The organism is Psychrobacter sp. I-STPA6b, assembly GCF_020662265.1.
GTDB lineage: Bacteria > Pseudomonadota > Gammaproteobacteria > Pseudomonadales > Moraxellaceae > Psychrobacter.
This window is the reverse complement of the sequence record NZ_VEWM01000010.1, coordinates 180,564-205,692: the sequence shown is the minus strand read 5'-3', so window position 1 is coordinate 205,692 and position 25,129 is coordinate 180,564. Positions and strand designations below refer to the sequence as shown.

26 protein-coding genes are annotated in these 25,129 nt (G+C 39.8%); 15 read left to right on the top strand and 11 right to left on the bottom strand.

From position 1 onward, the window contains the following. Positions 1–28 precede the first annotated feature (28 nt). The 3 genes from mpl to def all read left to right on the top strand — a co-directional run bounded on the left by mpl (position 29) and on the right by def (position 2,689). Complete coding sequence (mpl, locus tag FHK88_RS01185; RefSeq protein ID WP_227428953.1) at positions 29–1,504, top strand: UDP-N-acetylmuramate:L-alanyl-gamma-D-glutamyl-meso-diaminopimelate ligase; 1,476 nt, start codon at positions 29–31, stop codon at positions 1,502–1,504. Positions 1,505–1,691: 187 nt separating this feature from the next. Continuing rightward, entirely contained in the window at positions 1,692–1,946 is a 255-nt protein-coding gene (locus FHK88_RS01180) for a GlsB/YeaQ/YmgE family stress response membrane protein (RefSeq protein ID WP_227428952.1), read from the top strand. A gap of 215 nt (positions 1,947–2,161) precedes the next feature. Further along, positions 2,162–2,689: a peptide deformylase gene (gene def, locus FHK88_RS01175; protein WP_227428951.1), complete on the top strand. Its 528-nt coding sequence runs from the start codon at positions 2,162–2,164 to the stop codon at positions 2,687–2,689. Between the two features lie 69 nt (positions 2,690–2,758). Here the strand turns inward: def and FHK88_RS01170 are convergent, their stop codons facing one another. The 6 genes from FHK88_RS01170 to dnaJ all read right to left on the bottom strand — a co-directional run bounded on the left by FHK88_RS01170 (position 2,759) and on the right by dnaJ (position 9,095). Then, positions 2,759–3,574 carry a hypothetical protein gene (locus FHK88_RS01170; RefSeq protein ID WP_227428950.1) on the bottom strand — a complete coding sequence of 272 codons (816 nt, stop codon included), beginning with the start codon at positions 3,572–3,574 and terminating at the stop codon, positions 2,759–2,761. 3 nt (positions 3,575–3,577) lie between these two features. Continuing rightward, positions 3,578–4,414 carry a 4-hydroxy-tetrahydrodipicolinate reductase gene (gene dapB / locus FHK88_RS01165; protein WP_227428949.1) on the bottom strand — a complete coding sequence of 279 codons (837 nt, stop codon included), beginning with the start codon at positions 4,412–4,414 and terminating at the stop codon, positions 3,578–3,580. A 226-nt stretch (positions 4,415–4,640) separates the two neighbouring features. Next, positions 4,641–5,711 (bottom strand): tetratricopeptide repeat protein, encoded by a 1,071-nt coding sequence (locus FHK88_RS01160; protein WP_227428948.1) that lies wholly within the window; start codon positions 5,709–5,711, stop codon positions 4,641–4,643. Positions 5,712–5,866: 155 nt separating this feature from the next. Beyond that, a complete protein-coding gene (locus FHK88_RS01155) occupies positions 5,867–6,922 on the bottom strand; it encodes an SEL1-like repeat protein (RefSeq protein ID WP_227428947.1) in 1,056 nt (351 codons plus the stop codon). 102 nt (positions 6,923–7,024) lie between these two features. Beyond that, positions 7,025–7,804, bottom strand: coding sequence for a hypothetical protein (locus tag FHK88_RS01150; RefSeq protein WP_227428946.1), 780 nt, complete (start codon positions 7,802–7,804; stop codon positions 7,025–7,027). Positions 7,805–7,970: 166 nt separating this feature from the next. Continuing rightward, positions 7,971–9,095, bottom strand: a complete 1,125-nt coding sequence (gene dnaJ, locus FHK88_RS01145; RefSeq protein WP_227428945.1) for a molecular chaperone DnaJ — start codon at positions 9,093–9,095, stop codon at positions 7,971–7,973. Between the two features lie 226 nt (positions 9,096–9,321). On the opposite strand from dnaJ, the gene FHK88_RS01140 reads away from it, so the two are divergent. Further along, positions 9,322–9,981 carry a DUF2939 domain-containing protein gene (locus FHK88_RS01140; RefSeq protein ID WP_227428944.1) on the top strand — a complete coding sequence of 220 codons (660 nt, stop codon included), beginning with the start codon at positions 9,322–9,324 and terminating at the stop codon, positions 9,979–9,981. A gap of 73 nt (positions 9,982–10,054) precedes the next feature. On the opposite strand, the gene FHK88_RS01135 is transcribed toward FHK88_RS01140, so the two are convergent. Next, entirely contained in the window at positions 10,055–11,167 is a 1,113-nt protein-coding gene (locus tag FHK88_RS01135; RefSeq protein ID WP_227428943.1) for a disulfide isomerase DsbC N-terminal domain-containing protein, read from the bottom strand. 231 nt (positions 11,168–11,398) lie between these two features. On the opposite strand from FHK88_RS01135, the gene FHK88_RS01130 reads away from it, so the two are divergent. Further along, the gene (locus FHK88_RS01130; RefSeq protein ID WP_227428942.1) at positions 11,399–12,394 is read left to right on the top strand and encodes a homocysteine S-methyltransferase family protein; all 996 of its coding nucleotides are present in this window, start codon (positions 11,399–11,401) and stop codon (positions 12,392–12,394) included. A 36-nt stretch (positions 12,395–12,430) separates the two neighbouring features. On the opposite strand, the gene FHK88_RS01125 is transcribed toward FHK88_RS01130, so the two are convergent. Then, positions 12,431–13,135 (bottom strand): pseudouridine synthase, encoded by a 705-nt coding sequence (locus tag FHK88_RS01125; RefSeq protein ID WP_227428941.1) that lies wholly within the window; start codon positions 13,133–13,135, stop codon positions 12,431–12,433. Positions 13,136–13,254: 119 nt separating this feature from the next. Between FHK88_RS01125 and FHK88_RS01120 the strand changes: the two genes are divergently transcribed. The 5 genes from FHK88_RS01120 to FHK88_RS01100 all read left to right on the top strand — a co-directional run bounded on the left by FHK88_RS01120 (position 13,255) and on the right by FHK88_RS01100 (position 16,571). Further along, a complete protein-coding gene (locus FHK88_RS01120; protein WP_227428940.1) occupies positions 13,255–13,857 on the top strand; it encodes a YigZ family protein in 603 nt (200 codons plus the stop codon). Between the two features lie 31 nt (positions 13,858–13,888). After that, a complete protein-coding gene (locus FHK88_RS01115) occupies positions 13,889–14,203 on the top strand; it encodes a hypothetical protein (protein ID WP_227428939.1) in 315 nt (104 codons plus the stop codon). Positions 14,204–14,223: 20 nt separating this feature from the next. After that, entirely contained in the window at positions 14,224–14,829 is a 606-nt protein-coding gene (locus FHK88_RS01110; RefSeq protein WP_227428938.1) for a WG repeat-containing protein, read from the top strand. 178 nt (positions 14,830–15,007) lie between these two features. Continuing rightward, positions 15,008–15,982, top strand: coding sequence for a YheT family hydrolase (locus FHK88_RS01105; protein WP_227428937.1), 975 nt, complete (start codon positions 15,008–15,010; stop codon positions 15,980–15,982). A 46-nt stretch (positions 15,983–16,028) separates the two neighbouring features. Beyond that, entirely contained in the window at positions 16,029–16,571 is a 543-nt protein-coding gene (locus FHK88_RS01100; protein WP_227428936.1) for an acyl-CoA thioesterase, read from the top strand. Between the two features lie 67 nt (positions 16,572–16,638). On the opposite strand, the gene FHK88_RS01095 is transcribed toward FHK88_RS01100, so the two are convergent. Beyond that, positions 16,639–18,702 (bottom strand): ATP-binding protein, encoded by a 2,064-nt coding sequence (locus tag FHK88_RS01095; RefSeq protein ID WP_227428935.1) that lies wholly within the window; start codon positions 18,700–18,702, stop codon positions 16,639–16,641. Then, a complete protein-coding gene (locus tag FHK88_RS01090; protein WP_227428934.1) occupies positions 18,692–19,879 on the bottom strand; it encodes an AAA family ATPase in 1,188 nt (395 codons plus the stop codon). Before FHK88_RS01090 ends, FHK88_RS01095 begins: the two co-directional genes overlap by 11 nt. Before the next feature lie 245 nt (positions 19,880–20,124). Here FHK88_RS01090 and FHK88_RS01085 point away from each other — a divergent pair, with 245 nt between their 5' ends. The 4 genes from FHK88_RS01085 (at position 20,125) to FHK88_RS01070 (ending at position 23,595) form a co-directional block, all read left to right on the top strand. After that, positions 20,125–21,228, top strand: coding sequence for an NAD(P)H-dependent flavin oxidoreductase (locus FHK88_RS01085; RefSeq protein WP_227428933.1), 1,104 nt, complete (start codon positions 20,125–20,127; stop codon positions 21,226–21,228). A gap of 163 nt (positions 21,229–21,391) precedes the next feature. Then, entirely contained in the window at positions 21,392–22,033 is a 642-nt protein-coding gene (locus tag FHK88_RS01080; protein ID WP_227428932.1) for a glutathione S-transferase family protein, read from the top strand. Positions 22,034–22,035: 2 nt separating this feature from the next. Then, positions 22,036–22,272: a hypothetical protein gene (locus FHK88_RS01075; protein ID WP_227428931.1), complete on the top strand. Its 237-nt coding sequence runs from the start codon at positions 22,036–22,038 to the stop codon at positions 22,270–22,272. 219 nt (positions 22,273–22,491) lie between these two features. Continuing rightward, positions 22,492–23,595 carry an alpha/beta hydrolase gene (locus tag FHK88_RS01070; RefSeq protein ID WP_227428930.1) on the top strand — a complete coding sequence of 368 codons (1,104 nt, stop codon included), beginning with the start codon at positions 22,492–22,494 and terminating at the stop codon, positions 23,593–23,595. A 45-nt stretch (positions 23,596–23,640) separates the two neighbouring features. On the opposite strand, the gene FHK88_RS01065 is transcribed toward FHK88_RS01070, so the two are convergent. Next, positions 23,641–24,681: a helix-turn-helix transcriptional regulator gene (locus FHK88_RS01065; RefSeq protein WP_227428929.1), complete on the bottom strand. Its 1,041-nt coding sequence runs from the start codon at positions 24,679–24,681 to the stop codon at positions 23,641–23,643. A 107-nt stretch (positions 24,682–24,788) separates the two neighbouring features. On the opposite strand from FHK88_RS01065, the gene FHK88_RS01060 reads away from it, so the two are divergent. Next, on the top strand, positions 24,789–24,944 hold the full coding sequence (locus FHK88_RS01060) for a hypothetical protein (protein WP_227428928.1): 156 nt from the start codon (positions 24,789–24,791) through the stop codon (positions 24,942–24,944). Positions 24,945–25,129: the final 185 nt, after the last annotated feature.

Here is a 25,129-nt window from a genome sequence, read left to right as displayed (position 1 = left end):
GTTAAATCGTTTTTTTAAGGTTGTATCTATGCACGTTCATATTTTAGGAATTTGTGGCACTTTTATGGGTTCACTGGCACTACTGGCTCGTGAGCTTGGGCATCAAGTCACGGGTTCAGATGCTAACGTGTATCCTCCAATGTCTACTCAACTTGAGCAGGCAGGTGTGCACATCCAAGAAGGCTACAGTGCCTCACATTTAGACCCAGCACCTGACTTGGTCATTGTTGGCAATGCTATGAAACGTGGCATTGAAGCTGTTGAATATATGCTCGATGCAGGCTTGCCGTATACTTCTGGCCCTCAGTTTTTGGCAGAGCAAGTGCTACAACATCGTCATGTATTAGCCGTCGCAGGCACTCATGGTAAAACCACTACCACCACCATGCTGGCGTGGATACTGCAATATTCTGGTATTGATACAGGGTTTTTAATCGGTGGTGTGCCACAAGTTAGTGCCATTGATGATGAGCGTCTCAAGCAAGTCTTCACTCATAGTAGCCATTTAGGTGGCACAGACAGTGAGCATGGACGAGGCTATTTTGTGATTGAGGCAGATGAGTACGATTCCGCCTTTTTTGATAAGCGCTCCAAGTTTGTCCACTATCGCCCAAGCACTGCCATTTTAAATAATTTAGAGTTTGATCATGCGGATATTTTTGCCGATTTAAATGCCATTCAAACTCAGTTCCATCATATGATTCGTATGATTCCAAGTCATGGCAAAATTATCATGCCTGCCAATACACCTAGCCTTGAAGAAACCATCAAAAAAGGCTGTTGGACACCCATATGGCGAACTCACTTAGATTGCCTACATAAGAATGATACGGATAGCAAAAACGACTGGCATGCTGAGCTACTACAAGAGGATGGTAGTCAGTTTCGTATCTGGTATCACCCTACAGACACTGACCAAGCATCACAGTCTGGTGATGTCCACTGGGATATGAGCGGTCTGCACAATGTGAATAATGCGCTAGTAGCTGTGGCAGCTGCTTTTGATATTGGCATTGAGGTTGCACAATCTTGTCAGGCATTATCTGCCTTTACTGGCATCAAACGGCGTATGGAAAAAATTGCAGACATCACAACGACCACTGGCAGTATTCAAGTTTATGATGATTTTGCCCATCACCCAACTGCTATTACCACCACTCTTGATGGTACAAAAAAGAAGCTGAAAGGTAAAAAAATCTGGGCAATTATTGAGCCACGTAGCAACACCATGAAGCTTGGTATTCATAAGGATAATTTAGCACAGTCTGCAGTGCTGGCTGACCATGTCCTTTGGTATGAACCAAAAGATTTGTCTTGGGGGTTAAACGACATTATTGCTCAAGCAGACACCACAAATCATCAGCAAGTATTTGATAATACAGATGCTATCATTCATTATCTACAAGATAATATTGGTGACAATGATGCTGTTATTATTATGTCTAATGGTAGCTTTTCAGGTATCCATCAGCGTATTATTAAGATGCTAACCGAGCAAGCATAGACTGACTTATCGTCTTTGATATTCATCCGTCATGGTTATATTGCTTTATCACGGAATAACTAATATTTTTATACTTCTCCCTATAAAAAAAAACACAGGTTGTACAAGTTTAACAATTTGCCCTTATTCTAATCAGTCATTTTTGCTTACAATAATTGCAAATATTAACTGAATTATGGAGTGGAAAATGGGCTTTATTTGGACAATTATTGTAGGTTTTGTCGCAGGATTACTGGCTCGTGCTATTAAGCCGGGTAATGATGCGATGGGTTGGATAATGACCATTATCCTTGGTATTGCTGGTGCTGTCGTTGGTGGTTTCTTAGCAGGTGTTATTGGTATTGATGCAAACGGTGGCTTTACAAGATTAGCATTTTCTGTGATTGGCGCAATCGTTCTACTGTTTATCTATGAGATAGTCACTGGCAAACGCAAAGTCTAATAGTATTTACTATCTTATGTGAGGTTTCTTTATCTCACTGTGCTTTTATAAGCTTTTATTTGTACCTAACACCAAAGCGAACGTTTTTATCAATCGTTCGCTTTTTTATGTTTAGCTAAAGCTATCATCGGCATTTACTTGACTTATGCCACTTTTGTCCTTATATCATTTATAATAACAAACACACCATAATATCAACTCGATTTAAAAAGACTATGTTATTACCAATTTTAAGCTATCCTGACCCTCGTCTTCGCACCATTGCAGAGCCTGTCAAAGTCGTTGACGATGAAATTAAGACTCTCATAAAAGATATGTTTGAGACCATGTATGATGCCAAAGGCATTGGCTTGGCTGCCACACAGGTCGATCGCCATATTCAGCTTATTGTAATGGATCTGTCTGATGATCGCTCAGCACCTCGAGTATTTATTAATCCCAAAGTGACGCCTTTGGTAGAAGATAAAAAGCCCTATGAAGAAGGCTGTCTTTCTGTACCAGATGTCTACGACAAAGTAGAACGCCCTGCCAAAGTTCGTATTGAGGCAATTGATGGTGAGGGTAATGAGTTTACTGAGGAAGTCGATGGTCTGCTTGCTGTCTGTATCCAACACGAGATGGATCATTTAAATGGGGTACTGTTTGTTGATTATCTTTCTCGGCTAAAACAAACCCGTGCGCGTGAAAAAGTACGTAAGGTCGTTAAGCAACGAGAAAAACAGCCAGTTACTGTGAAAGCCTAAAAACATCAGTAATAATGTTTCATTAGTAAGGTAATTATTCAAACTTCTATACTTTCAGCAACCTTTATATTAATCAATCTTAATTTGTATTGGTTGCTGATTGCTTAAGCCATATTGGCTACTATTACTCCCCCCCTGTGTATTCTGCACGACCTCACCAATCGTTACCCACTGCCCACGTGGTACTATAATCTGTGTATTTAACTGCTGTGTTTGTACTGGCACATTCGTCTTACCCGTCAGTGATGCCTGCGACTGTAAAATAGACACTTCGGCTTGTCCATTCGCCAATATTTTGGGAACAACCGAGATACCTTGGTCGATAGTTACTAATGGCTGATTTTGGATACGAATCTGTATCTGTGGTTGATGATAACCCACCCTATTTTGAGTATATAGCAAACTTTGACTGGGCTGAGCTAGGGCTAACAGTGTACTGGTACTGATACTGGCAGGTTTGCCTGATAGCGTTTGCACCTGATACAGGCTATTTTGTTGTGCACTGCTTTGCTGGTTGGCAAATTGTCCATTAACAGCGATACCAGACTGGTTAATATACACTTGCCCTTGGCTAAGATTGTTTGTGCTATTGGTAGTTGTGCCTACTCGCACCGCAACCAAAACAGGCTGTGGCGCAGTATCAATCTGCCTTAATAACTGCTGTACTGCTTGATAGCCCGCTGGCGTAGTGCGTAATACCAATTTGTCTTGATACACCGAAACACTACCCCCTGCCGATACGTCATTTAACTGCTGTCGAACTGATGGCACAAGTGACGCACCGCCATAGGTGTCAATGACGTAGGTTTGGTATTGAGCAACCGCACTGATGGGTAATGCCAATACCAGTATTCCTAGTAGGGTTTGAACTGCTTTTTGGTTCATCGCTTACTTAAGCCCCAACACATCTTGCATATCATAACGCCCTGCGTCTGATTGCTCTACTGCCCATACGGCGGCTCGTACTGCCCCACTGGCAAAGGTCATGCGGTTTTGGGCTTTGTGGGTAATCTCCACAATCTCACCATCAGCGATAAACATCACTGTATGCTCACCAACGATTTCACCACCACGAATGGCATGGATACCAATGCTACCTTGCTGACGCTCACCTGTTTGCCCTTCGCGTCCATAGATGGCAACCTCTTTAAGGTTTTGTCCACGGGCAGTAGCAGCGGCATCTGCCATCATATAAGCAGTACCTGAGGGGGCATCAATTTTGTGCTTATGATGAGCTTCGATGACTTCAATATCAGCAGTTTCGCCAAAAGCTTTGGCTGCCATTTCAATGAGTTTGAGTGACACATTAACCCCAGTTGAGTAGTTACCTGCATAGACAATGGTAATTTGCTCACTGGCATCATTAAGCTGTTGCTCTTGGGTTTCATTTAGCCCTGTTGTACCGATGACCATCGCTGTGTTGTGTTTGGCACATAGTTGCACATTGTGTGCAGTGGCATCAGGCAAACTAAAGTCAATCAATACGTCAATATCTGCAATCACTTTTTCTAGGTCATCACTTAACGCCACGCCTAATTTAGATATGCCGACTAACTCACCTGCATCAACCCCAATAAGGCTTGAGCCTGCTCGCTCAATGGCGGCGGTTAGTTTGCTGTTTGGATTATCATTGACGGCTTCAATCAGCATCCGCCCCATGCGTCCGCCTGCACCGATAACACCGATTTTTGTTAGTTTGGTTGTACTTTTTGCTTCATTTGTCATAAGGTCTTGCTCTGTTTATCTGCGAAAAATTGTCTTTATCATAGCATATTCTTATTTTTTGATGGTGTTTGTAATAGGGTTTGAAATGGCACTTTAAGCACAGCCACAATATAGAAAATCAAATAAAACCCCAAAGGTTTCACGTGAAACTTTTGGGGTTGATTTTCGGGTTTCGTTGATAAGATAAGATTGATAATGCTCATTTTGATAGTTTGACAAACTCCACCTACTGCCTCAAACGCTGCAAGGCTTGTTGAGCTTGCTCATCACCCTGAGCCGCAGCTTTTTGATACCATGTTGCTGCTTTAGTGTAGGATTGTGGCACACTTAATCCTTTTTCATACATCATCCCTAAATTAAACTGTGCATCAGGATACCCTTGCTCGGCTGCCTTTTGAAACCATTTGATTGCTTCACTATCAGATTGTGGAACACCTTGACCCTGATAGTACCTAACACCTAGATTATATTGTGCTTGGGCATATCCTTGATGTGCGGCTTTTTGAAACCATTTTACTGCTTCACTATCCGACGGTGCGACGCCTTGTCCTTCGGTATACATATTACCTAAATTCGTTTGGGCCATAGCAAGTCCTTGCTCAGCTGCTTTTTGATACCATTTAGATGCTTCACTATAAGACTGTGCTACACCTTGTCCTTCATAATACATTACCCCTAAATTATATTGTGCTTTAGCATCTCCTTGCTCGGCAGCCTTTTGATACCACCTTACTGCCTTACTATATGACTGCGGCACACCTAAACCATTTTCATACATAATTCCTAAATTAGTTTGTGCATCAACATCTCCTTGCTCTGCTGCTATTTGAAACCACTTAAAAGCCTCACTGTTCGATTGTACTACACCTAATCCCTGCTTATACATAACACCTAAATTTATCTGAGCATCAACAAATCCTTGTGTTGCTGATTGCTGATACCATTTTACAGCCTCACTATATGACTGTGGCACACCTCGTCCTTGTTTATACATCAACCCTAAATTATATTGGGCTACAACATTCCCCCGTTCTGCTGCCTTTTGATACCATTTTACCGCTTCAGTATAAGACTGTGATACTCCTATTCCCTGTTGATACATCACACCTAAATTATTTTGTGCAATAGCATCTCCTTGCTCGGCGACTGTATAACAAGTCTCATAACTAGGATTATCTATACATAACTGGTTATTTATATTATCGGCTGTGATATCAGCAAATGCTGACATACTCGCTAGCAAAAGTGAGATGGATAGTAATAGAGGTTTTGGGCGGATGGAGATTAGATGGATCATGTTAGAGTTGCCTTTTTAATTTATATATTGATAACTTTATTTTAAACCAAAAAAAACTTGCTAAGGCATTTACCTTAACAAGTTTATTAGTTTTTTGAACTATTAGAAAATAATTTAGTGATTTTATATACCTAGTGCAACTACTGCCTCAGATTCTACAAGGCTTGTTGTGCTTGCTCATACCCTTGAGAAGCCGATTTTTGATACCACTTAATGGCTTCAGTATAGGATTGTGGCACACCTAAACCATTTTCATACATAACCCCTAAGTTATATTGTGCTTCAGCATGCCCTTGCTCGGCGGCTTTTTGATACCAGTTAAAAGCCTCAGTATAAGACCGTGGAACACCTAGTCCTTTAGAATACATAACCCCTAAATTAAACTGTGCTTGAGTATGCCCTTGCTCGGCTGCTTGTTGAAACCATTTCTTTGCCTCACTATAAGATTGTGCTATTCCTTGCCCCTGTATATACATAATACCTAAATTATACTGTGCTTTATCATATCCTTGCTCGGCTGCCTTTTGGTACCAGTTAAACGCTTCACTGTCTGACTGTATTACACCTTGACCATTATCATACATAAATCCCAAATTATGTTGTGCAATAGCGTGTCCCTGATCTGCTGCTTCTTGATACCATCTCACCGCCTCGCTATAGGACTGCGGTACACCTCGTCCTTGTGCATAGATAGCTCCTAAGTTAGTTTGTGCTTCAGCAAATCCTTGCTCGGCTGCTTGTTGATACCACTTTACTGCTTCGCTATAAGACTGTGGTACGCCTTGCGCCTGATCATACATCAACCCTAAATTAAATTGTGCATTAGCATAACCTTGCATAGCAGATTTTTGAAACCATTGCACTGCTTCACTATAAGATTGTACTATGCCTTGTCCTTGCTTATACATCACCCCTAAATTATTTTGTGCTTGAGCATAACCTTGCATGGCTGATTTTTGAAACCATTTTACTGCCTCACTATAAGACTGTGGTACACCTTGTCCTTCATAATACATAAGCCCTAAAATAGCTTGTACTTGAGCATCTCCTTGCTGAGCTGCTGCATAACAATTTTCATAACTAGGATTATCTATACATAACTGGTTATTTATATTATCGGCTGTGATATCAGCAAATGCTGTCATACACACTAATGAAATTGCGAGGGATAATAGTATAGGTTTTGGGCGGATGGAGATTAGATGGGTCATATACAACTTTCCTTTTTGAATACATCAGGCAAAAAAACTTGCTAAGGCATTTACCTTAACAAGTTTATTAGTTTTTTGGTATTTTATGGCAAGTTATAGAATCTATTGATTATACAAATGACAACATTTTTCACCATATGCAGACATGTTCAAACCTTGCTGTGCAAAGGATTTTGCGATACCAGCAGAAATCTCTTTATCATTGAAGTTTATGATAATCTTGGAAAACCTAGAATTGTTTTTAGCAGCTGAACCATCTACTTTGGGTAATTTGAACTCATAATCTTTCTTAGAAATAATATATTTTTTTAATAAACTTTCGAATACTTTTCCGCAAAATATAACGTACTCTCTTTTCTGACTAGTTATAGTATCCAGCAAAGTTTCAATATAAGGCTCTAAGGCATCGCCCTTAATTAATGCAGTCTCAAATTTACTTGAACCAAAGGGCAGAAGCTCAAGTTGTAACTTATTATCTATAACCTTTTCTAGGTTTGAATATTTACCATCAGTATCGTTGAATTCAATAACGTTAAATGGTTTTATAAATCTAATTTGTTTAAGATCGAAAGGAGACTTAAGTGTCTTGTTCGAGTGTTCACCATAATGAATTTTACCGTAATATCTATGAAATTTAAAATACTCATCAAAATCGGCAAACTTAAAATCACCTTCGTAACCATCTGACAAATTATCCTGTTGTTTAGGATTAAGGTGAACGAGTACAAATTTTGCTTGAGGATCACCAAAAAAGTACGATGGATACTCGTTATGATTAATATGCATCCCTGTCTGTTCTGATAACTCCTTCGCTCGACTTATCTTACGATTTAGGTGTAATTCTTCAATATCACTTTTCATTATGTTAATGAGTTTTTCCATACGAATTCCTTTGTTGGTGATGGTAAGACATATTTTGAATTCAGGTATCACTAAACTAAAGAGATACTTCTTATTATAAATAGTATATAGGGAGAAGCTCCAAAAAAAACTTGCTAAGGCGACTACCTTAACAAGTTTTTTAATGCGATACTTTAATCAAAACTACTTAATCAAAAAAATCACCTAACTTCTCAAAGAAAGACTTTTTATGAGGAGATTGCTGATGTTTACTATCACCATCTAGAGTATCTTGGAATTTGCGTAATAAGTCTTTTTGCTCACGAGTCAGGTTCACAGGAGTTTCGACCATAATACGGCAAATCATATCACCTTTCATAGTAGTGCGTACTGGCGTCACCCCTTTACCACGTACACGTAATAGTTTGCCACTTTGTGTACCTTCTGCCACTTTGATTTTTACTTTGCCATCAAGGGTGGGGATTTCCACTTCTTTACCCAATGCGGCATCGGTAATGCTCACAGGTACATCCATATATAGGTCTGCTCCTTGACGCTTAAATACGGGATGCTCTTTTACTCGTACTTCGACATATAAGTCGCCATTTTGTACGCCTGCACCACCTGCTTCGCCTTCACCCGCTAGGCGTACTCTATCACCATCATCGACCCCTGCTGGAATAGAGACTTCAAGCGTACGCGATTTGTCTTTGACGCCGCTACCATGACAGTCTTTACATGGATTTTTGATTTGTTTTCCTGAGCCACCACAGTTGGGACAGGTCTGCTGTACTGCAAAAAATCCTTGCTGCATACGCACTTGCCCTTGACCATGACAGGTCTGACAAGTGACCACATCTGAGGCATTTTTTGCACCTTTACCATCACAAGTGTCACAAGGTGCTGGTGCTGTAAAGCTGATTTCTTTTTTACAGCCACGCACTGCTTCTTCTAAGGTTAAATCAATAACATAACGTAAGTCTGAGCCTCGGCGTGAACGTCCACCGCCCCGAGCTTGACCAAAAATATCACCAAAGTTGCCAAAGATATCGCCAAAGATGTCTTGGAAGTTACCTGCACCACCAAAACCACCGCCACCCATACCATTTTCAAAAGCAGCATGACCCATACGGTCATAAGCGGCACGTTTATCACTATCACTTAATACTTCATACGCCATTGAGGCTTCTTTAAACTTTTCTTCAGCTTCAGGGTCATCTGAGTTACGGTCTGGGTGGTATTTCATTGCAAGCTTGCGATATGCTCGCTTAATTTCTTTTTCATCGGCGGTCTTACTTACCCCCAGTACTTCGTAAAAATCACGCTTACTCATAAAATCTCCTGTCGTCATTGCAGTGCCTAATCTGTTTCACGTGAAACCAATACTCACAAAAAAACTCATAAGTATTATCAAATAGTAAGCAACTACTAGATAGATATGGCTAAAATAATAAAAAAAAGGTAAAAGTGTGCGCTATTTATGGAGGTGCATGATAGATTTATCAACCCAATATCAATAATATGTTAAATTTGACCGACAGACTAACGGACATACGCTCATGAAGAAATTCACTGCATTTTTATTTTTTATCATCATATTGTGTTTAGGTATCTTTTTTGGCTCACCCTATTACACAGCATATCAGCTAAAAAATGCTTATGAAGCCAAAGACGGCGCAGCTTTATCTGCTCAGATTGACTATGAACAACTGCGTCCTAATCTTAAAGAACAACTTTCTTATAAGTTTGCTACCACATTAAATAAATACCCAATGGTGGCACAGCTTGGTGGTAGCGCATTGAATCAAGCTGCCGACGAGTTTATTGAGCGCTCGGTCGATGGTGCTATCACTCCACAAAATATTGAGCGTATCATCACCACCCAAGGGCAAGCCAATCAAGCTACCAAAGAGCTGGCAGCAGCTTGGGCTATCGCCAGTAATCAAGTCAATCTACAAAACTTGATACAAGACTTAATTATTCAGCGTGGTGATATTGATGCGGTGGTCAAAAACCAAATGCAAATTATGATGGAGCAACAAGAGCAAGCCCTAGAAGCACATATGGCACAAGGGGAAGATAGTGATAAGCCACAGCTTAGTTACTGTGGCATCAACTGCTTTAAAATCTCTGGGAGTGTTAAAGGCTATCCCCTCACGGTAGAAATGCAACGTGAAGGCTTGATAGATTGGAAAATTATTAATGTGGTGTTGCCATAATTGGGCTTAGCACATTTTATCTAACTCACTGATAGCCCAGCTACTTATTATTTTCCTGTCCTCAGCCAATCCATTACTCAACACCCAGAAACTGCAAAAACTCTGGGTGTTCAAAGTTGGCATCATACAAAGTACCATCTTCTCGATAAATCGCAGGCGTAGCAAATACTGCCAATCCTGCCGATAAGTCACGATTTCCCATTAACAGATTGGTTTGGCTATCTGTACAATGATTTAATGCCATCTGCTCAGGATTATGAGTCATCGCTTGGTCAAACAACTGGCGACGACGTGTGCTATCTTGCTCACACCAAATCTGGCGCATTGGCTCAAATGACTCTTCATAAGCAGGATAACCAATGGTTTTTACCGTCACACCTTTAGCGTTCAACTGGGGGATAAGACGATGCAAACGACGACAGTACGGACAATGAATGTCTGTGGCAACATAAATTGTCGCTTTTGGTGTGCCTTGTGCAGGATAAGTAATCAATTGCGCTTCATCAAGTTTGGCAAAAATATCCTTATTTTTACGTTGCTCAAACTCTGTATCTAGTCCAGTAAACTGTCCATCCTTGATGACGGAAATCTCACCTTCACTAAAGTATTTACCATCTTTTGATACCAAAAATGGAATGCCCTCACCTGTTGCACCCCATATCACTCCATCAACAGCCGTATAATATAAAGGGATTGTGTCATTCATATTTTGTAATTGTGACATATTTGCCAATAATGCCTGACGCAATTCATTACTCACTGGTGAACCTAATGATGAGCTTGCTTCCTCTGGTGGTGTGGCACGTATGGGGCTGGGGTTTGGACGCAACTCACCTTGAATGACATATTGCCCATCAGCAGTGATATGTAAGGGAGGTTGCCCTTCCAAATTGACTTGATACATATTGGGTAGATTTGAGGGGGTGATATCCAAAATAGCAACTTTAATCCCTGCATCAGACAAGGTTTGTCTGATGGTTTGGTCTATGCTCTCCGAAACACTTACGTTACCGTCTATCTCATTTCCATGATTGACGGATGCAGGCGAAACAGCATGACTTGTCATAGAGACACCACCCATCAATAAAGCAGAAACAAGTACAGATTTTATTGATAGCGCCAATGTTTTAGATGGTGTATGCTGGCGCTTGGCAAACAATGGGATAACTGTTGACTTTATTGACATCTTTATAGACCTTATTTGATTGAATGGTTTAAAATAAAAGCATGTGATAAATTGATAAAAGCCTGATTGTAAAGCGGGTGATTATAAAGGCATCATGTTTTTCTGACATATCAATATGACAAATTTTGTTGTTTTCTGTCTTCAATACGTGAATTTTTTGAATATATTTTTTTTAAATATATACAATGCTCACACCATCACTTTCAGCCTCACTTTTTATTTATAAATCTTATGAGTACACCTGTAATATCAGCCACTTCTTATAACCCTACACATAACAAACGTTCTGTCACTCTTTTAGATGGTGGTATGGGGCGAGAATTAGAGCGTCGGGGTGCGCCTTTTCGTCAGCCAGAATGGTCGGCTTTGGCATTGATGCAAGCCCCAGAACATGTGTTACAAACTCATCTCGACTATCTACAAGCAGGGGCAACGCTCATCACCATTAACAGCTATGCTTTAACGCCGTTTCATTTAGGGGATAGATTTTATCATGAGGGTCAACGTTTAGCGGTACTTGCAAGCAAGCTGGCATATCAAGCTGTACAAACGAGTCATACATCTGCACAAATTTGTGCCTGTCTACCTCCATTATTTGGCTCTTATCGTCCTGATTTATTTGATAAATCGCAAGCCTATAATATCGCCATGCCTCTTATCGAAGCACAAGCACCATATGCTGATATCTGGTTGGCTGAAACAGTCAGTAGCATTGCCGAAGCCACGACTTGGTATCAGCTTGTGCAGGAATACACTGCCACACATGACTGCCCCAAAAAGCCTTTTTGGATAGCGTTTACAATAGATGACAATGAGACTGATATACGGGAGTCAGTACGACTGCGCTCGGGTGAGCCAGTCGAAAAAGCCATCTGTGCCATACTAAATAAAGATATAGACAAAGATATAAGCATAGACACAATTTTATTTAATTGCAGTCAGCCTGAAGTGATGACTGATGCTTTGTGTATCGCCCAGCACTGTATTCAAAAAGCTGGCGGACATCAACGACTAGGTGTCTATGCCAATGCATTTGCCCCAAAGCAAGTACATAAAGATGCCAATGCTGAACTGCGTCATATCCGCGAAGACACCACCCCTGAAGTCTATCTACAGTGGGCGTTACAGTGGCAACAAGCAGGGGCTGATATCATCGGTGGATGCTGTGGCATTGGTGTAGAACATATTGCCTATTTAGCCAATGCCTTAAAGTCCTTAAAAACTTAGAATCCTTAAAATAAGGATACCTTTACTCTTAAAATACTAAAACTCAGCGACTTCATCAGCCGTTAAAAAGCGACTTTCGCCTTTTTCTAAGCCTTCTAAAGTGATATTGCCAATACTGGCACGATGCAATTCAGTGACTTTATTACCAAAATATCCCATCATACGTTTGACTTGATGGTATTTGCCTTCGGTTAAAACTAGGCGGGCGTGAGTATCATCAATAAACTCTAAGGTCGCAGGTTTGGTCTTTTCATAATCGCCTTCTAGCAAGATGCCTTGTGCCACTTTGGCTACTGCATTGGCTTGAGCGTCCTCATCCATTGGCTCGGCAAGGGTTAGCTCATACACTTTGTCATGCTGGTGCTTGGGGCTGGTGACTCGGTGCAACCATTTACCATCATCGCTCAGCAATAATGCCCCTGTGGTATCGACATCCAGTCGCCCTGCAATACGCAAGCTATCAAGCTCTGGTACAGCAATCAACTCGGTGACAATGGGATACTCTTTGGCTTTTAGGGTACATTCAAAGCCTTCTGGTTTATACAATAAAATATAACGATTGCCTGTGGCGACCGATAATGGCTCACCTGCCCACATCACCTCATCATTTAGCTCATCAACGTGCATACTGCCATCTTTAACCACCTCATCATTGACGGTAATCTCTTCGGCATGTAGTACCTTTTTTGCCTCTTTGCGTGACAGCTCGGTGGCTTTACTAATAAATTTATCCAATCGCATTTATGCTATCCTATAATTTGTCATAAACGTTTTATGACCTCTAAAAATTTTGTACGACCAGTTTACCATAACTTACCCTCAACCTTAGCCTAATCCCATTAACAAATAGCACCAAACCCATGACATATCAAACCCTTGCCAAAGCCGTCACCGCCCGACTAGAAATCAAAAAGTCGGAATTTATCGCCTATGCTTATCCTGTCAATAATCGGGAACAAGCAATGTTTCACGTGGAACAATTGCGAGAAAAATATCCCGATGCTCGTCACCACTGCTGGGCATATATCATTGGTGACCCCAATAACACCACCAGTGCAGGCTTTGATGATGACGGCGAACCTAACGGCACAGCAGGTCGACCCATTTTAAACGTGCTACAACACAAAGCCATCGGCAATATCATTATCATTGTGGTGCGTTATTTTGGTGGTATTAAATTGGGGGCTGGTGGGCTAACTCGTGCCTATGCAGGCTCGGCACAGGCAGTGGTTGATGTGATGCGTCTTACCCCTTATGTGCCAATGACTGAAGTTAAGATAGAAACTGACTTTGCCAATGAATCACAAATTCGCTATTTGGTAGAGAATGTGGGTGGTGAGGTAATAGATGTAAACTATGGTAAAGCCGTGATACTGCAAGTGCAGTTAGCAGAAAAAGAGGTGACAGAGCTAGCACAAAGTTTGGGAGGTATGGCGGTGATTGTTAATGAAAATGACAACTAATAAAAAATAACAATAAATAAAAGAGTACTGAATGAAAAATTTTATTTTGTTTTATTTAAAGTTAAATTTGGTATATTGGTTAACTATCTCTATTTATTTTATCAGCGATAATGATAGTGATGTAATCAGCACTATTTTTATTGGATTATTTATCATTGTGATGACTAAATTTGCATTAGTCATTGCACTTTATGAAGGGCAGTTACTGGCAATTATTTATCCTATATTGTTTTGTCTATTATATGTTACTTATACTGCAAAGTTTGAGGCTAGAAAACTTCTCTCAGTTATTATTTTTGCTATTTTATGTTATTTGGAAATACAAATTATGTGGGGGTTTTATTAAATGGGTAAAAGAGTATTTTAATGACAAATATACTCAAGCAAGTTGAAAAAAATGGCTTATGGGGATTTATCAACCATCATAAACAGTTGGTTATTGACTACCAATATCAGCAAACTTTGGGCGTTTATCAAGATATTGCTCCTGTACAAAATCCTAATAATAACCATTGGGGCTATATCAACACACAAGGACAAATGCTGCTTGATTGTCAATATGAACGTGCAGATGCATTTGTTAATGGCTTGGCTATCGTCCGTCAATACGGACTGGCAGGGGTGATTAATTTACAAAACCAATGGGTAATTGTGTGCCAATATCAACGCTTAAACTGGCTGTCTATTGGCGAGTTTAAAAATAAAAAACTAGCAAATTTATTATTGGCTCAACAGACTGATGATAAAAAATACGGCATTATTAATACCAATAATGACATTATCATACCCTTTGAATATAAAAAGATATTAAAATTTTGGCAACATGGTAAGTGTCAGGACAGCACTTATTTTTATGTGTGCAAAAATGATAAATGGGGCATAATTGATTTGACAGGAAGGGTTATTATCAGCATAAAATTAAATAATATCAATACATTAAACGAGCATATTAATAATAAAAATTTCCTCTAAATCAAACCTCTTTCACCATATATTCCTCAACTATACCATACCTTTCTCCTCTACATTATCCAATAACTATCTCAGATTACATTTCAGTAACCAAGTGTTCACTAAAATATCTTGGCAGTGTCATCAGAACTGAGTATCCTAATAGAACTTTCTGATAACCATAATAGTGCCTGTGCTTATGAAAGACTTTAGCAATTCACAATTTAAGCCTCCTTTTTGGATGACTAACCCACACCTGCAAACCATTTTACCCAAATTTATCATGCCCGAAGCTCCACCCTATCGGCGTGAACTGGTGCTTGACTCTTTAGATGAAAGTGAAATCGCTTATGATTTTTATGATACCAATGAGCCTGCACCCAAAGAAGGGGAACGCTACCAAACCCCACTTATCGTACTGTTTCACGGCTTAGAAGGCAGTAGCAAAAGCCACTATGCCCGTACATTGGCTCATTATGTCCATGCACAAGGTTGGCATTTTGTGGTAGTGCATTTTCGTAGCTGTGGCGGTGTCCCAATAAAAGGCAAGATATTTTATGATGCTGGCGACAGTGCTGAAGTGCATCACTCGCTTGCCTTTCTACAAAAACGTTATGCCAATATCTACGCAGTCGGCACATCACTTGGGGGTAATGTACTGGCAAAATATATGGGGGAATATGGTAATGATGCCCTCTGCCATTCGTCAGCAATCGTCTCTGCACCATTGGACTTAGCATCTTCTTCCATTGCGATGGATAGGTTATTTGGGCGTAAAGTTTATACCCCCTATTTGCTGAATCCCATCGTTGCCAAAGCTTTAGAAAACCAGCTTAGTCATGAAGAGCTGATTGGTATTAAAGCTAGCCGCCGTCTTAGTGATTTTGACCAAGTGTTTACTGCCCCTCGTCATGGCTATCGCTCCAAAAATGACTATTACCGCAAAGCCTCTGCCATGCCTGTACTACATGGTATTAAAAAGCCTACGTTGATTATCACCGCGCAAGATGACCCATTTTTGGGCATTGTACCGCATAGTGGCGATGTCTCAGATGATGTCATGCTATGTGAGCCAAAACATGGTGGACATATTGGTTTTATCTCTTGGCGCAATAAACAATTTGATACGGACTGGTATCCACAAACCGTGATGCAGTTTTTTTATTCTACTTAAATCTCAGGCATAATATGACCTTTCGTTAACGTCAAAAGGTCATGTTATGTATCCGTTTTTACGCTATACAAAATCCATCGCTGATGCGGTGATTGCCCGAAGCAAAGGACAAAAGCTATCGCTTGATGACACAGGCGAGATTAGCTTTCGCTGTAATTTAAGCGATATTGATAATTTTTTGGAGATGAATAACGGGCGCGTATTTACCTTATATGACTTTGGACGCACTGACTTTGCTATTCGTGCAGGACTTGGTAAAGCACTGATAAAAAATCGTTGGGGCTTTGTGGTTGCAGGCAGTACGATACAGTACCGTAAACGGGTGCGTGCATTTGATATGGTGACGATTAAAACTCGTATCGTGGCAATGGATGAGCGTTGGGTGTATATCGAGCAGTCAATGTGGGTAAAAGGTAAACCTTGCTCATCGGCTCTGCTACGCACTGGTATCACCGAAAAAGGGCGAGTGATTGCCACTAAGCGTATATTAGAAGCATTGGGTAAATCTGACTGGTCAAAACCGCCTCAAGGCTATGTTAAAGAGTGGATAGAGAGTGATAATGATAGACCGTGGCCACCTGAGGGATAGGAATTTAATTTCCTGTCATAGTTTATAGGTCATTATCTACTTTGTTAGATAATGACCTATAAATTAATTAAGCATATTTAATTCGGTACTCTTCTATCTTTGCTAATATTTCATCAACTGTACTTTGAAGCTCTGACCCCATACGTAGATATTCCTGCTGGCGGTCATCTTTAAGTAGTGATACTGTGGCATAGTATATAGCTTTAAACCTATCTTTTAGATTATATCTCTTAATTAAGCCATAAACTGTTTCACTTTGACCTTTAGAAAGTAATAATATTAAATAGTCCTCAATATCACTACTTATTAAAATATTTTTAGAAAAATCATGGCTTATATCTTTTATAATATCTAGCGAACCTTCATAATCATTATTCCATAACTTAATAGTTGCTAAAAAAAACAACATCCCTTCATCTAAATTGCTTTTGTTAAGATAAGAAATAATATCTAAGCAATTTTTCCTTCTTTCTATATTATTTGAAATATAATACCAGTGCACCAGTTGAAAAATATCTTGTGATGTATAACCATTTTCTTTAACTACTGTCTCAGCATGGTCGAATAGTCTATTAACTATTTTGTCATCTTTTCCTAAAAAAATTTCTAAAAAATTACCTGCAAATAATATATCAGGTATATTTTTGCTCTGGATTTGTAAAAGAGCACAATCTATTGCCTGATATTTTTGATTGTTTTTTATTAAACTTGCTAGTTTTTTTGTAAAATCATCATATTCATATTTTTTAACTTCAATAGTATCAGGATATTGCTTTTTTAGCTCTATAGAATAATATTTTTTTAAAGTATAGGGCATCTTTTCGCTTGATAGTAAGGCATTAATATAATCTTGATGAATATTACTATCTTCATTTTTAACAGCTTCATCTATTTCAAATAATCTATTAATCAACTCATTTTCATCACACCAACTCTCTAAAAACCGTGTTAGCCATAATACTCGTCGCCTATCGGTCTGGTTACCATAACGCATCAAATACCAAATATTAAAAAATCGCTCTTTGACAATATAAAGGTGATTTTTGGTATTGGTTTCAATTTTATCTATTATCCATTGTTGTTGTAATTTAATCAGTTGTGCAGATACTGTCTTGCTTGGTAGACGGGTTTGCTCTGCGATTTCTTTTGCACTCATTGCATCCCAATTCATGGCAATGCTATGCACAATCGCCCGCTGTTGCCGTGATAAATCATCCATTCGGTGCTTATATAGGGGGGTAGTTTTATCAATGGTTTCTTCTAGATACGCATAACTACTCTCTTTTGCTCCCTCCATGATGATTTGAAATAACAATACAATGGTGCGAGGCACACCATCGGTCAGCCGTCTAACCGCCTCTATACGCTCAGGATGTAAGCTAATAATCTCTTCTATGGTTTGTACCGCTTCTGGACTGGTTTGCTTGGCTAATGAGCGTAACAGCTCGTGCATTTCAGCTTCATTGATAGGTTTTAGTGTAACCAATTTAAAAAACTGATAAAAAGGGGCAGAAACGTCAAAATGAGCCTCCAATAATTGGCTAGAACCACCAATCAAACGAATTTGAGGGTGTAAACTTAATACTTCACGAAGCTGAGCATGTTCATTATCATCAAAATCCTTAAATAACTCTCCTAAATTATCCACAAAGACAATAATTTTTTGCTTTTGTTGCTCTAAATAGCTTCTTATTATCTCCCACGCCATTTCAGCATTATCATCTAAGCTTGCAACTTGCTTAAACAACTGAGCATAATTTTTTGTATCTTGTTCTGCTAACTTTTCTGCAATACGCAACCAAAAGGTGAATAAGGATAATATGCCATATTCTTCTTCATTTAATAAAATAGGAATAAGCCATTGTTTTAATTTTTCATCTTCGGCAACTTCATATGCCAATCGAGAAAGTAAAGTGGTTTTACCCGCCCCTCGCACACCTTGAATAAGATAATGTGTTTCAGGATTTTCCATTGTCCCTGTTTGTATGTCTTTCCAGATACGTTGATATTCTTTTTTACGAATACTAAACCCTGCTTTGAGTATATCCGCATCAATATTTTGTGTGTTATATAGCAAAACAGAGTTGTTTGTTACGGATGTACTTTTGGTTGAATTAATATTAGTTCCCATAGCGACCCCACCAACGTTTAAATAAAGGTGAGGTAAATTGGTAAATATCAGTCTCATCTTGGAACAGATAGCCATCATTTAATAGACAATTAATCACATATCGGCTATTTACGGTATCTTTAAAATCAGGGTGTTGAGATAAATTAAATAAGTCACCTTTAGTTACGACTTGATTATCACAAATTAAATCCAAAACTTGGTACGCAAATTTTCGTTCTGTGTTATCTAAGCGGTTTAGTCGCTCCCGCCAATGTGCAAACTGTGTAGTGGAAGCTTGCTGGAATAAGGTATGAATGGCTATTGCAACATCAGAGCTATTGATATTCCGCTCTTCTTCATCTGCAATATCGTATAACTGCTCACATACCAACCTTAAATAATAAGGCATATTCCACCCTACAGCTTCTATAATCGCTTCTTTGGTATCTTTATCAAAGCTAACTTCTGGTAAATAACGATTACTATAAAAATCAATAAAGGCAAGTGCCTCATCATGGCTAAGTGGACGTATTCCAGCTATAGTGAGCATATTAATTAGATCAGTCACTCCAAGTTTTTCTGCTAGAGTATCTAGTCCTATTGAGCCAGTTAAGATAAATTGTACTTTTTTATTAAACTCAGGATCTTGGCACAAAGCTCGAATACCCGATAAAAAATGCTCTGCTCCTTGTTTACCGTGAGTGTGAGCGATTTTTTCTAAGACATCAGGAAACTCATCAATGGCAATAATGACAGTATCATCACTATCTTTAAGACTGTGATATAAAATATCGCGAATCATCTCATGAGTAATGGGTGGTTTTTTAGCTTCTTGCTCATTTACGCCTAACTCAAGATTGGTAGGACTAAGAGATAAACTAAAATTCATACTTTTTGCTTTATTAAATAACGTTGTCTTAATCTGCTGTAACCCTGAGATATAATCAGAACGAAAAATCTCACGTAATAACTTCTCATAAAAGCTTTGCTCACTATCGCAGGTCTGCACGAATACATAAATCACTGCATAGCCTTGTTTGGGGTTATCTTTAATATGAGTGATAAGAGAGGTCTTACCCACTCGCCGTGGGGCAAGCAATAATATGTGCGAGCCTTGCATAATCTGTCGCCATATCCGCTTTTCATCTTTGACTCTTGGAAAGTATTTATCCCCTGTCACTACATTTCCTGTACTCATATTTTTTCCTAAAGTAATAAGATAACTACAAATCTGTAGTTATCTTATTTAACTACAGATTTGTAGTCAAGTATTTTAACTATAAAATTGTAGCTAACTATCCAACAAAACCTCTTTTCTAATATCCCCCATTTCATAACTAAATAAACATTATCCATTGCCCCTCTATTGCGTGTCATCGCAAACCTCGCTAAAGTCTTCTTATCGTTACAAAAATAGCTGTTATAAAAAATAGGAAGCTTGCCATGACCGCCACCGCTCATTTGCCTAACTCACTCATGCAAACATTAAACTTAACCTGCCCTATCGTGCAAGCCCCAATGGCAGGCGGAGCAACCACACCTGAGCTTATCAGTGCAGTGAGCAACTTTGGTGGACTTGGCTCACTTGGGGCAGGCATGACCGCCCCTGATACGCTTTGGCAACAGATTAACAGCATCAAATCATTAACCAACAAACCCTTTGCCGTTAATCTGATGGTGCTCTCAGAATCCGAGTCTAGTACCTTTGATAGTGACATGCCCTCATGGCTAAGTGACTTTTATCAACAGCATAACATTGAGGTTAATTTGCCAAGTGAGCCAGCACAATCATTTGCCAAACAGTTTGCCGTCTTGCTAGATAATCCTGTCCCTGTTGCCAGTTTTACTTTTGGTATTATTAGCGATGAGCAGGTACAAGCCTTACATCAGTGTGGCACAAAAGTGGTCGGCACAGCCAATCATCCATTAGAGGCAAAAGCATGGGCAGATATTGGCGCAGATGCGGTGTGTATGCAAGGTGTGGAAGCAGGCGGACATCGGGGCGGTTGGTTGCTACAGAGTCAAGCTGACCCACTTGGGCTACTTACCTTATTAAGCCAAACTCGTACCATTGTTGATATACCATTAATAGCCAGTGGTGGCATTATGACAGGGCAGGATATTAAAACGGTGCAAACGGCAGGGGCAGAGTTGGCACAGATGGGAACGGCATTTTTGACCACCCATGAGTCAGGGATTAACGCCACTTATAAACAACAACTACTCAATGTGGCAACTGGCAAACGCTCTGCACAAACTCGGCTGACTCGTTTATTTTCAGGCAAACAGGCTCGGGGATTGGTCAATGAATATCTCACTAAATTTGCTAAATATGAGCAATTTATTAATAACGACAAAAGCGATAGCAAAAACACTCTACCCCCTTACCCACAGCTTAATGCAATGACCAAACCGATGCGAGCATGGGCAGGACAACAGCAAAACCCTGAGTATCTGTCATTATGGGCAGGGCAAGGCGTAGCTCAAGTTAAGGCTGAGAGTGTTGCAGAGTTAATGGAGCGATTGATGGGAGAATATCGGGGTTAGGGTATTAATAAGCAGATATAGGGTAACGATGGGCACGCAAAAGTTGTAATAATGCCAATAATCGCTCACTACGGGTCATAGATTTGCCCTTATGTTCATTTTTTTACACTCTTAACCCTTAAATATACGTCTTAAAACTTAGTAAAAAACATAAGGATTAACCATGCTTACTTTATACGGCAACAAACTATCGGGCAATAGCTATAAAACACAGCTTGTTTGTGCCTTACTATGCATAGAGCATGAGTGGATAGAAGTAGATATATTGGCAGGTGAAACTCGGCAAAGTGACTTTTTAAAAATCAACCCATTAGGACAAGTGCCTGTCTTAAAAATAGACAATGAATTAACTAATGACACTCATAATAACCCATCAGAAACGTCCACCATTTTATTAGAGTCTAACGCCATTATTCGCTATTTAGCCCATGACTCTTGGCTGATTCCAACCGACCCCATCGCCTATGCTCAAATGTGGCAATGGCTTATCTACGAGCAAACCGAGGTACGCTTTAACCTTGCCTCTATTCGGTTTATCAAAAAATTCCAAAATATGATTGCCAGTCGTATGGATGAATATCAGCAAAAATTTGCTCAATCTCAGCAAGTCTTAAGCCACCTAGAGGCACAATTTTCCGAGCGTGATTTTATCTTAGGCAAACAAGCCAGCCTTGCCGATATTGCTTTATATGCTTATAGCCATAAAGCCGATGAGGGGGGCATTGAGATTACCAATTATCCACATTTAATCACATGGTTTAAACGCATCGAAAACTTACCAAATTTTATCGCATTTAAAGGATAAAAATGTCCTCAACTTCAACAAATACCCCAACAAACCACCCTTTTTCTAACACCACGTTTCGCCATTATTTTTACCAATCACCTGCCCTACCTTTTTTGCAGGTGCGACATGGACAAAGTGGTGATATTAATAATGATAAAAACGGTACAAACAGTGAACAACGCAAACAAGATGGACAAACCTGTTACAGTAGCCATTATTTATTCATGAATAAATCTATGATAACTTTCTTTATTTAACAGTGTATCTGTCATACAGTGTGTAAAACATCATTGTGATTTTATATAGGATTAACATATCTTAGGGTCTGTTGAACATTCACCCCGTTAATCTAGTATTTTCAAGGGATACAGTTGTTTTTTTACTTTTGTGTAAAAATTGGCTAAATTTTTTCTACAAAGATAAATGTTCAACAGACCCTAACTAAAATCCATGATATATCATAAGGAAGGTCACTCATGATACCTTTATATCATACTACTTCCCGTCAAGCTTTGCGTTATTTGTGTACGACGGCGATTTCTTCATTATCCATATTGTCATTATCGTCAGCATTTGCCATGACCAATATATCCGCTACTGCAAAAGCCTCAAACTTACAGCCACAACCAATATCAGAAACTGTGTCTCAAGCATCACAAACGGTGACCCCCATCAGCTTATACAATACTGAGCAACGCTGGATACAACCTAGCAGTGACAGTAATGGTGACACAGAACAGGCTCATATTTATCGCCTACTGTCATCTCAGCCGATTGATGGTATCCATCCTGATAGTCCTGTGATTATTACCCTTGATGGGGATACGTTATTTCCGATTGGCTTACGTCATTTGGACTTGGTGCAAGCTCGCCAAAGTCGTACTTTAAAACCCAATGAGCCACAACCAGCACCGCCAGTGTTGTTGGGGATTGGTTATGCTCAGACTCGCCTATTTAGTCAAAGACGAAAAACGGACTTTACCCCTCCCACCTCATCCACCTTTGCTGATATGCTCCATCGTGAGGTGATTGAGCATTTACCCACATCAACCACTCAAAGTCATACCAGCCCCCCTACCAAAAACATCACCTTAGTCGGACATTCATTGGGTGGCTTATTTGCATTATCTGAGTTGGCCAGTTGTGTGCAAGCAGTGCAAAGTCACTCGCAAACTTGCCCTTATCAACATATAGTTATCGCTAGCCCCTCTTTATGGTGGCAAGATGAGCTGTTTTTAAAGCAGTTAGAGGATTTATTTGGCTCATTAACCCCTGAGCAAGCCCAGCAGTTACCCAAAGTGACCGTTACCATTGGCGCATTAGAGCAAACAGCCCAACCAGCCAGCCCAACAGGACAAAAAACTGCCATTCAAGGTGATAGGCAAAGCCTATTAGATGAACGCAAAATGGTTGATAATGCCAAATTGTTAAGCCAGCGCCTTGAGCAATACGGCATTGCCAATCAGTTTGTGCAGTTTGCAGGAAAGCGTCATCATGATTCGGCTGAGCAAGCGGTTAAATATGCCATTGACAGTGCCGTATTGAGTAAAGGGTTATCTGATGATACAGGCAGTCTTTAACTACTAACTACTAACTACTCACCACTCACCACTCACCACTCACTATTATTCATCTGCCCGATAGCGTGCGACATAACGGGCAGGTGTGGTGTGGTAATAACGTTTAAAGGCTTGGGTAAAGTTTGCCACTTGCGTATAACCACAACGATAAGCGACCTCTTTGATGGAGGCACCATCGACCAATAATTGCTGGCGGGCAAACTGCATATTTTTTTGTATTAGCCATGCTTGAGGGGTAATGCCCAGATGTTTTTTTAACTGCCGTTGTAGTCCCCGCTTTGACATGGTTAATGCCTCACTTAACCCATCGACATCACGACAGCCATTTTGCCATGCTTGCGATAGTTGCGTAAGTAGCTGTGCCTGCTCAAAGCCATCAACATGGCAAGATGCCCCTGTTAGGTTGGTTAGCATTGTTGGGTTGGGCGGGCTGTGCTTATCTAACTGACTAAGTTTATCTGTCTTATGCAGTTTATCTAAAGCCACTGAGCCATCAATCACAGCAAAAAAATGCTGACAAAATCCTTGCCACAACTTATCTAATAGCTCAACTAACAGCACTTCATTAGTAAACAACTGCTCAATACCCGCTTGTGTGCTATATGGGTTTGCCGAATCATTGGTCAAGCAGTGCAATGCTTTTTGTAGCAGTTTAGCGGTGCTATCATCTGCTTGCCATTGATAATCAGCCGTATATTGCAACCATTGTTGCTGTGGTTTGGATAAATGCTTGTTTAACCACGGGCGAATATCACGAATGGTCAGTTTGGTGACCACTTGTCCTTGTAGCAAATGCCGACAAAACAGCGACTCATTGGCAACATTAATCAAGCAACATTGAGGCTTGCCACGAGCTTGGATATGATGATGTTGATTATTGATGCTAAATTTTGCCTCACCATAGCTGACTACGACAAATGCGGTATAAGGCATCACCAAACGATGGCTGACGATGTTTTTTTTACTCGATAACGTGCCTGCATGATATTGCAGGTTGGGTATGGATTCATAAAACCCATAGCTGTCTTCCACTTTATCTTGAAACACATCACTGGGAATGGGAGTAAAGTGATTTGATTTTTTCATGATAACATCAGTAACCATTTAGTTAATAATAACCATTCTCAATAAAAACTGTCGCATTCGCAATATCTTTTTGTCAAAACCCTATCGCACTTTTGATTACAATAAAAATGATGACTAAAGACATTCTATCCACATCACTTGATAACCATCTCAAAGCAATACTGCAACAAATCAAGCAGTTATCACAAGTACATGCTGAAGACTGTGGCAGTTGTAGCAGTATTGTTTTGATTCAAATACCAGTGATAATGTGGTATCGATAACATAACGCCAACATAGCCACTGCGATATAGCCACCCATCAGCCAGTCAACATCTTTAGCCAATCTGAAGAATTACTGTATCACACTCTGATTTTAATCGCCGATTTTTAATATTTTAATAACAGTTTTTACGACTTATATTATTCACAGATTTTAACAACTAGGCTTTAATAACATTTTAACAAT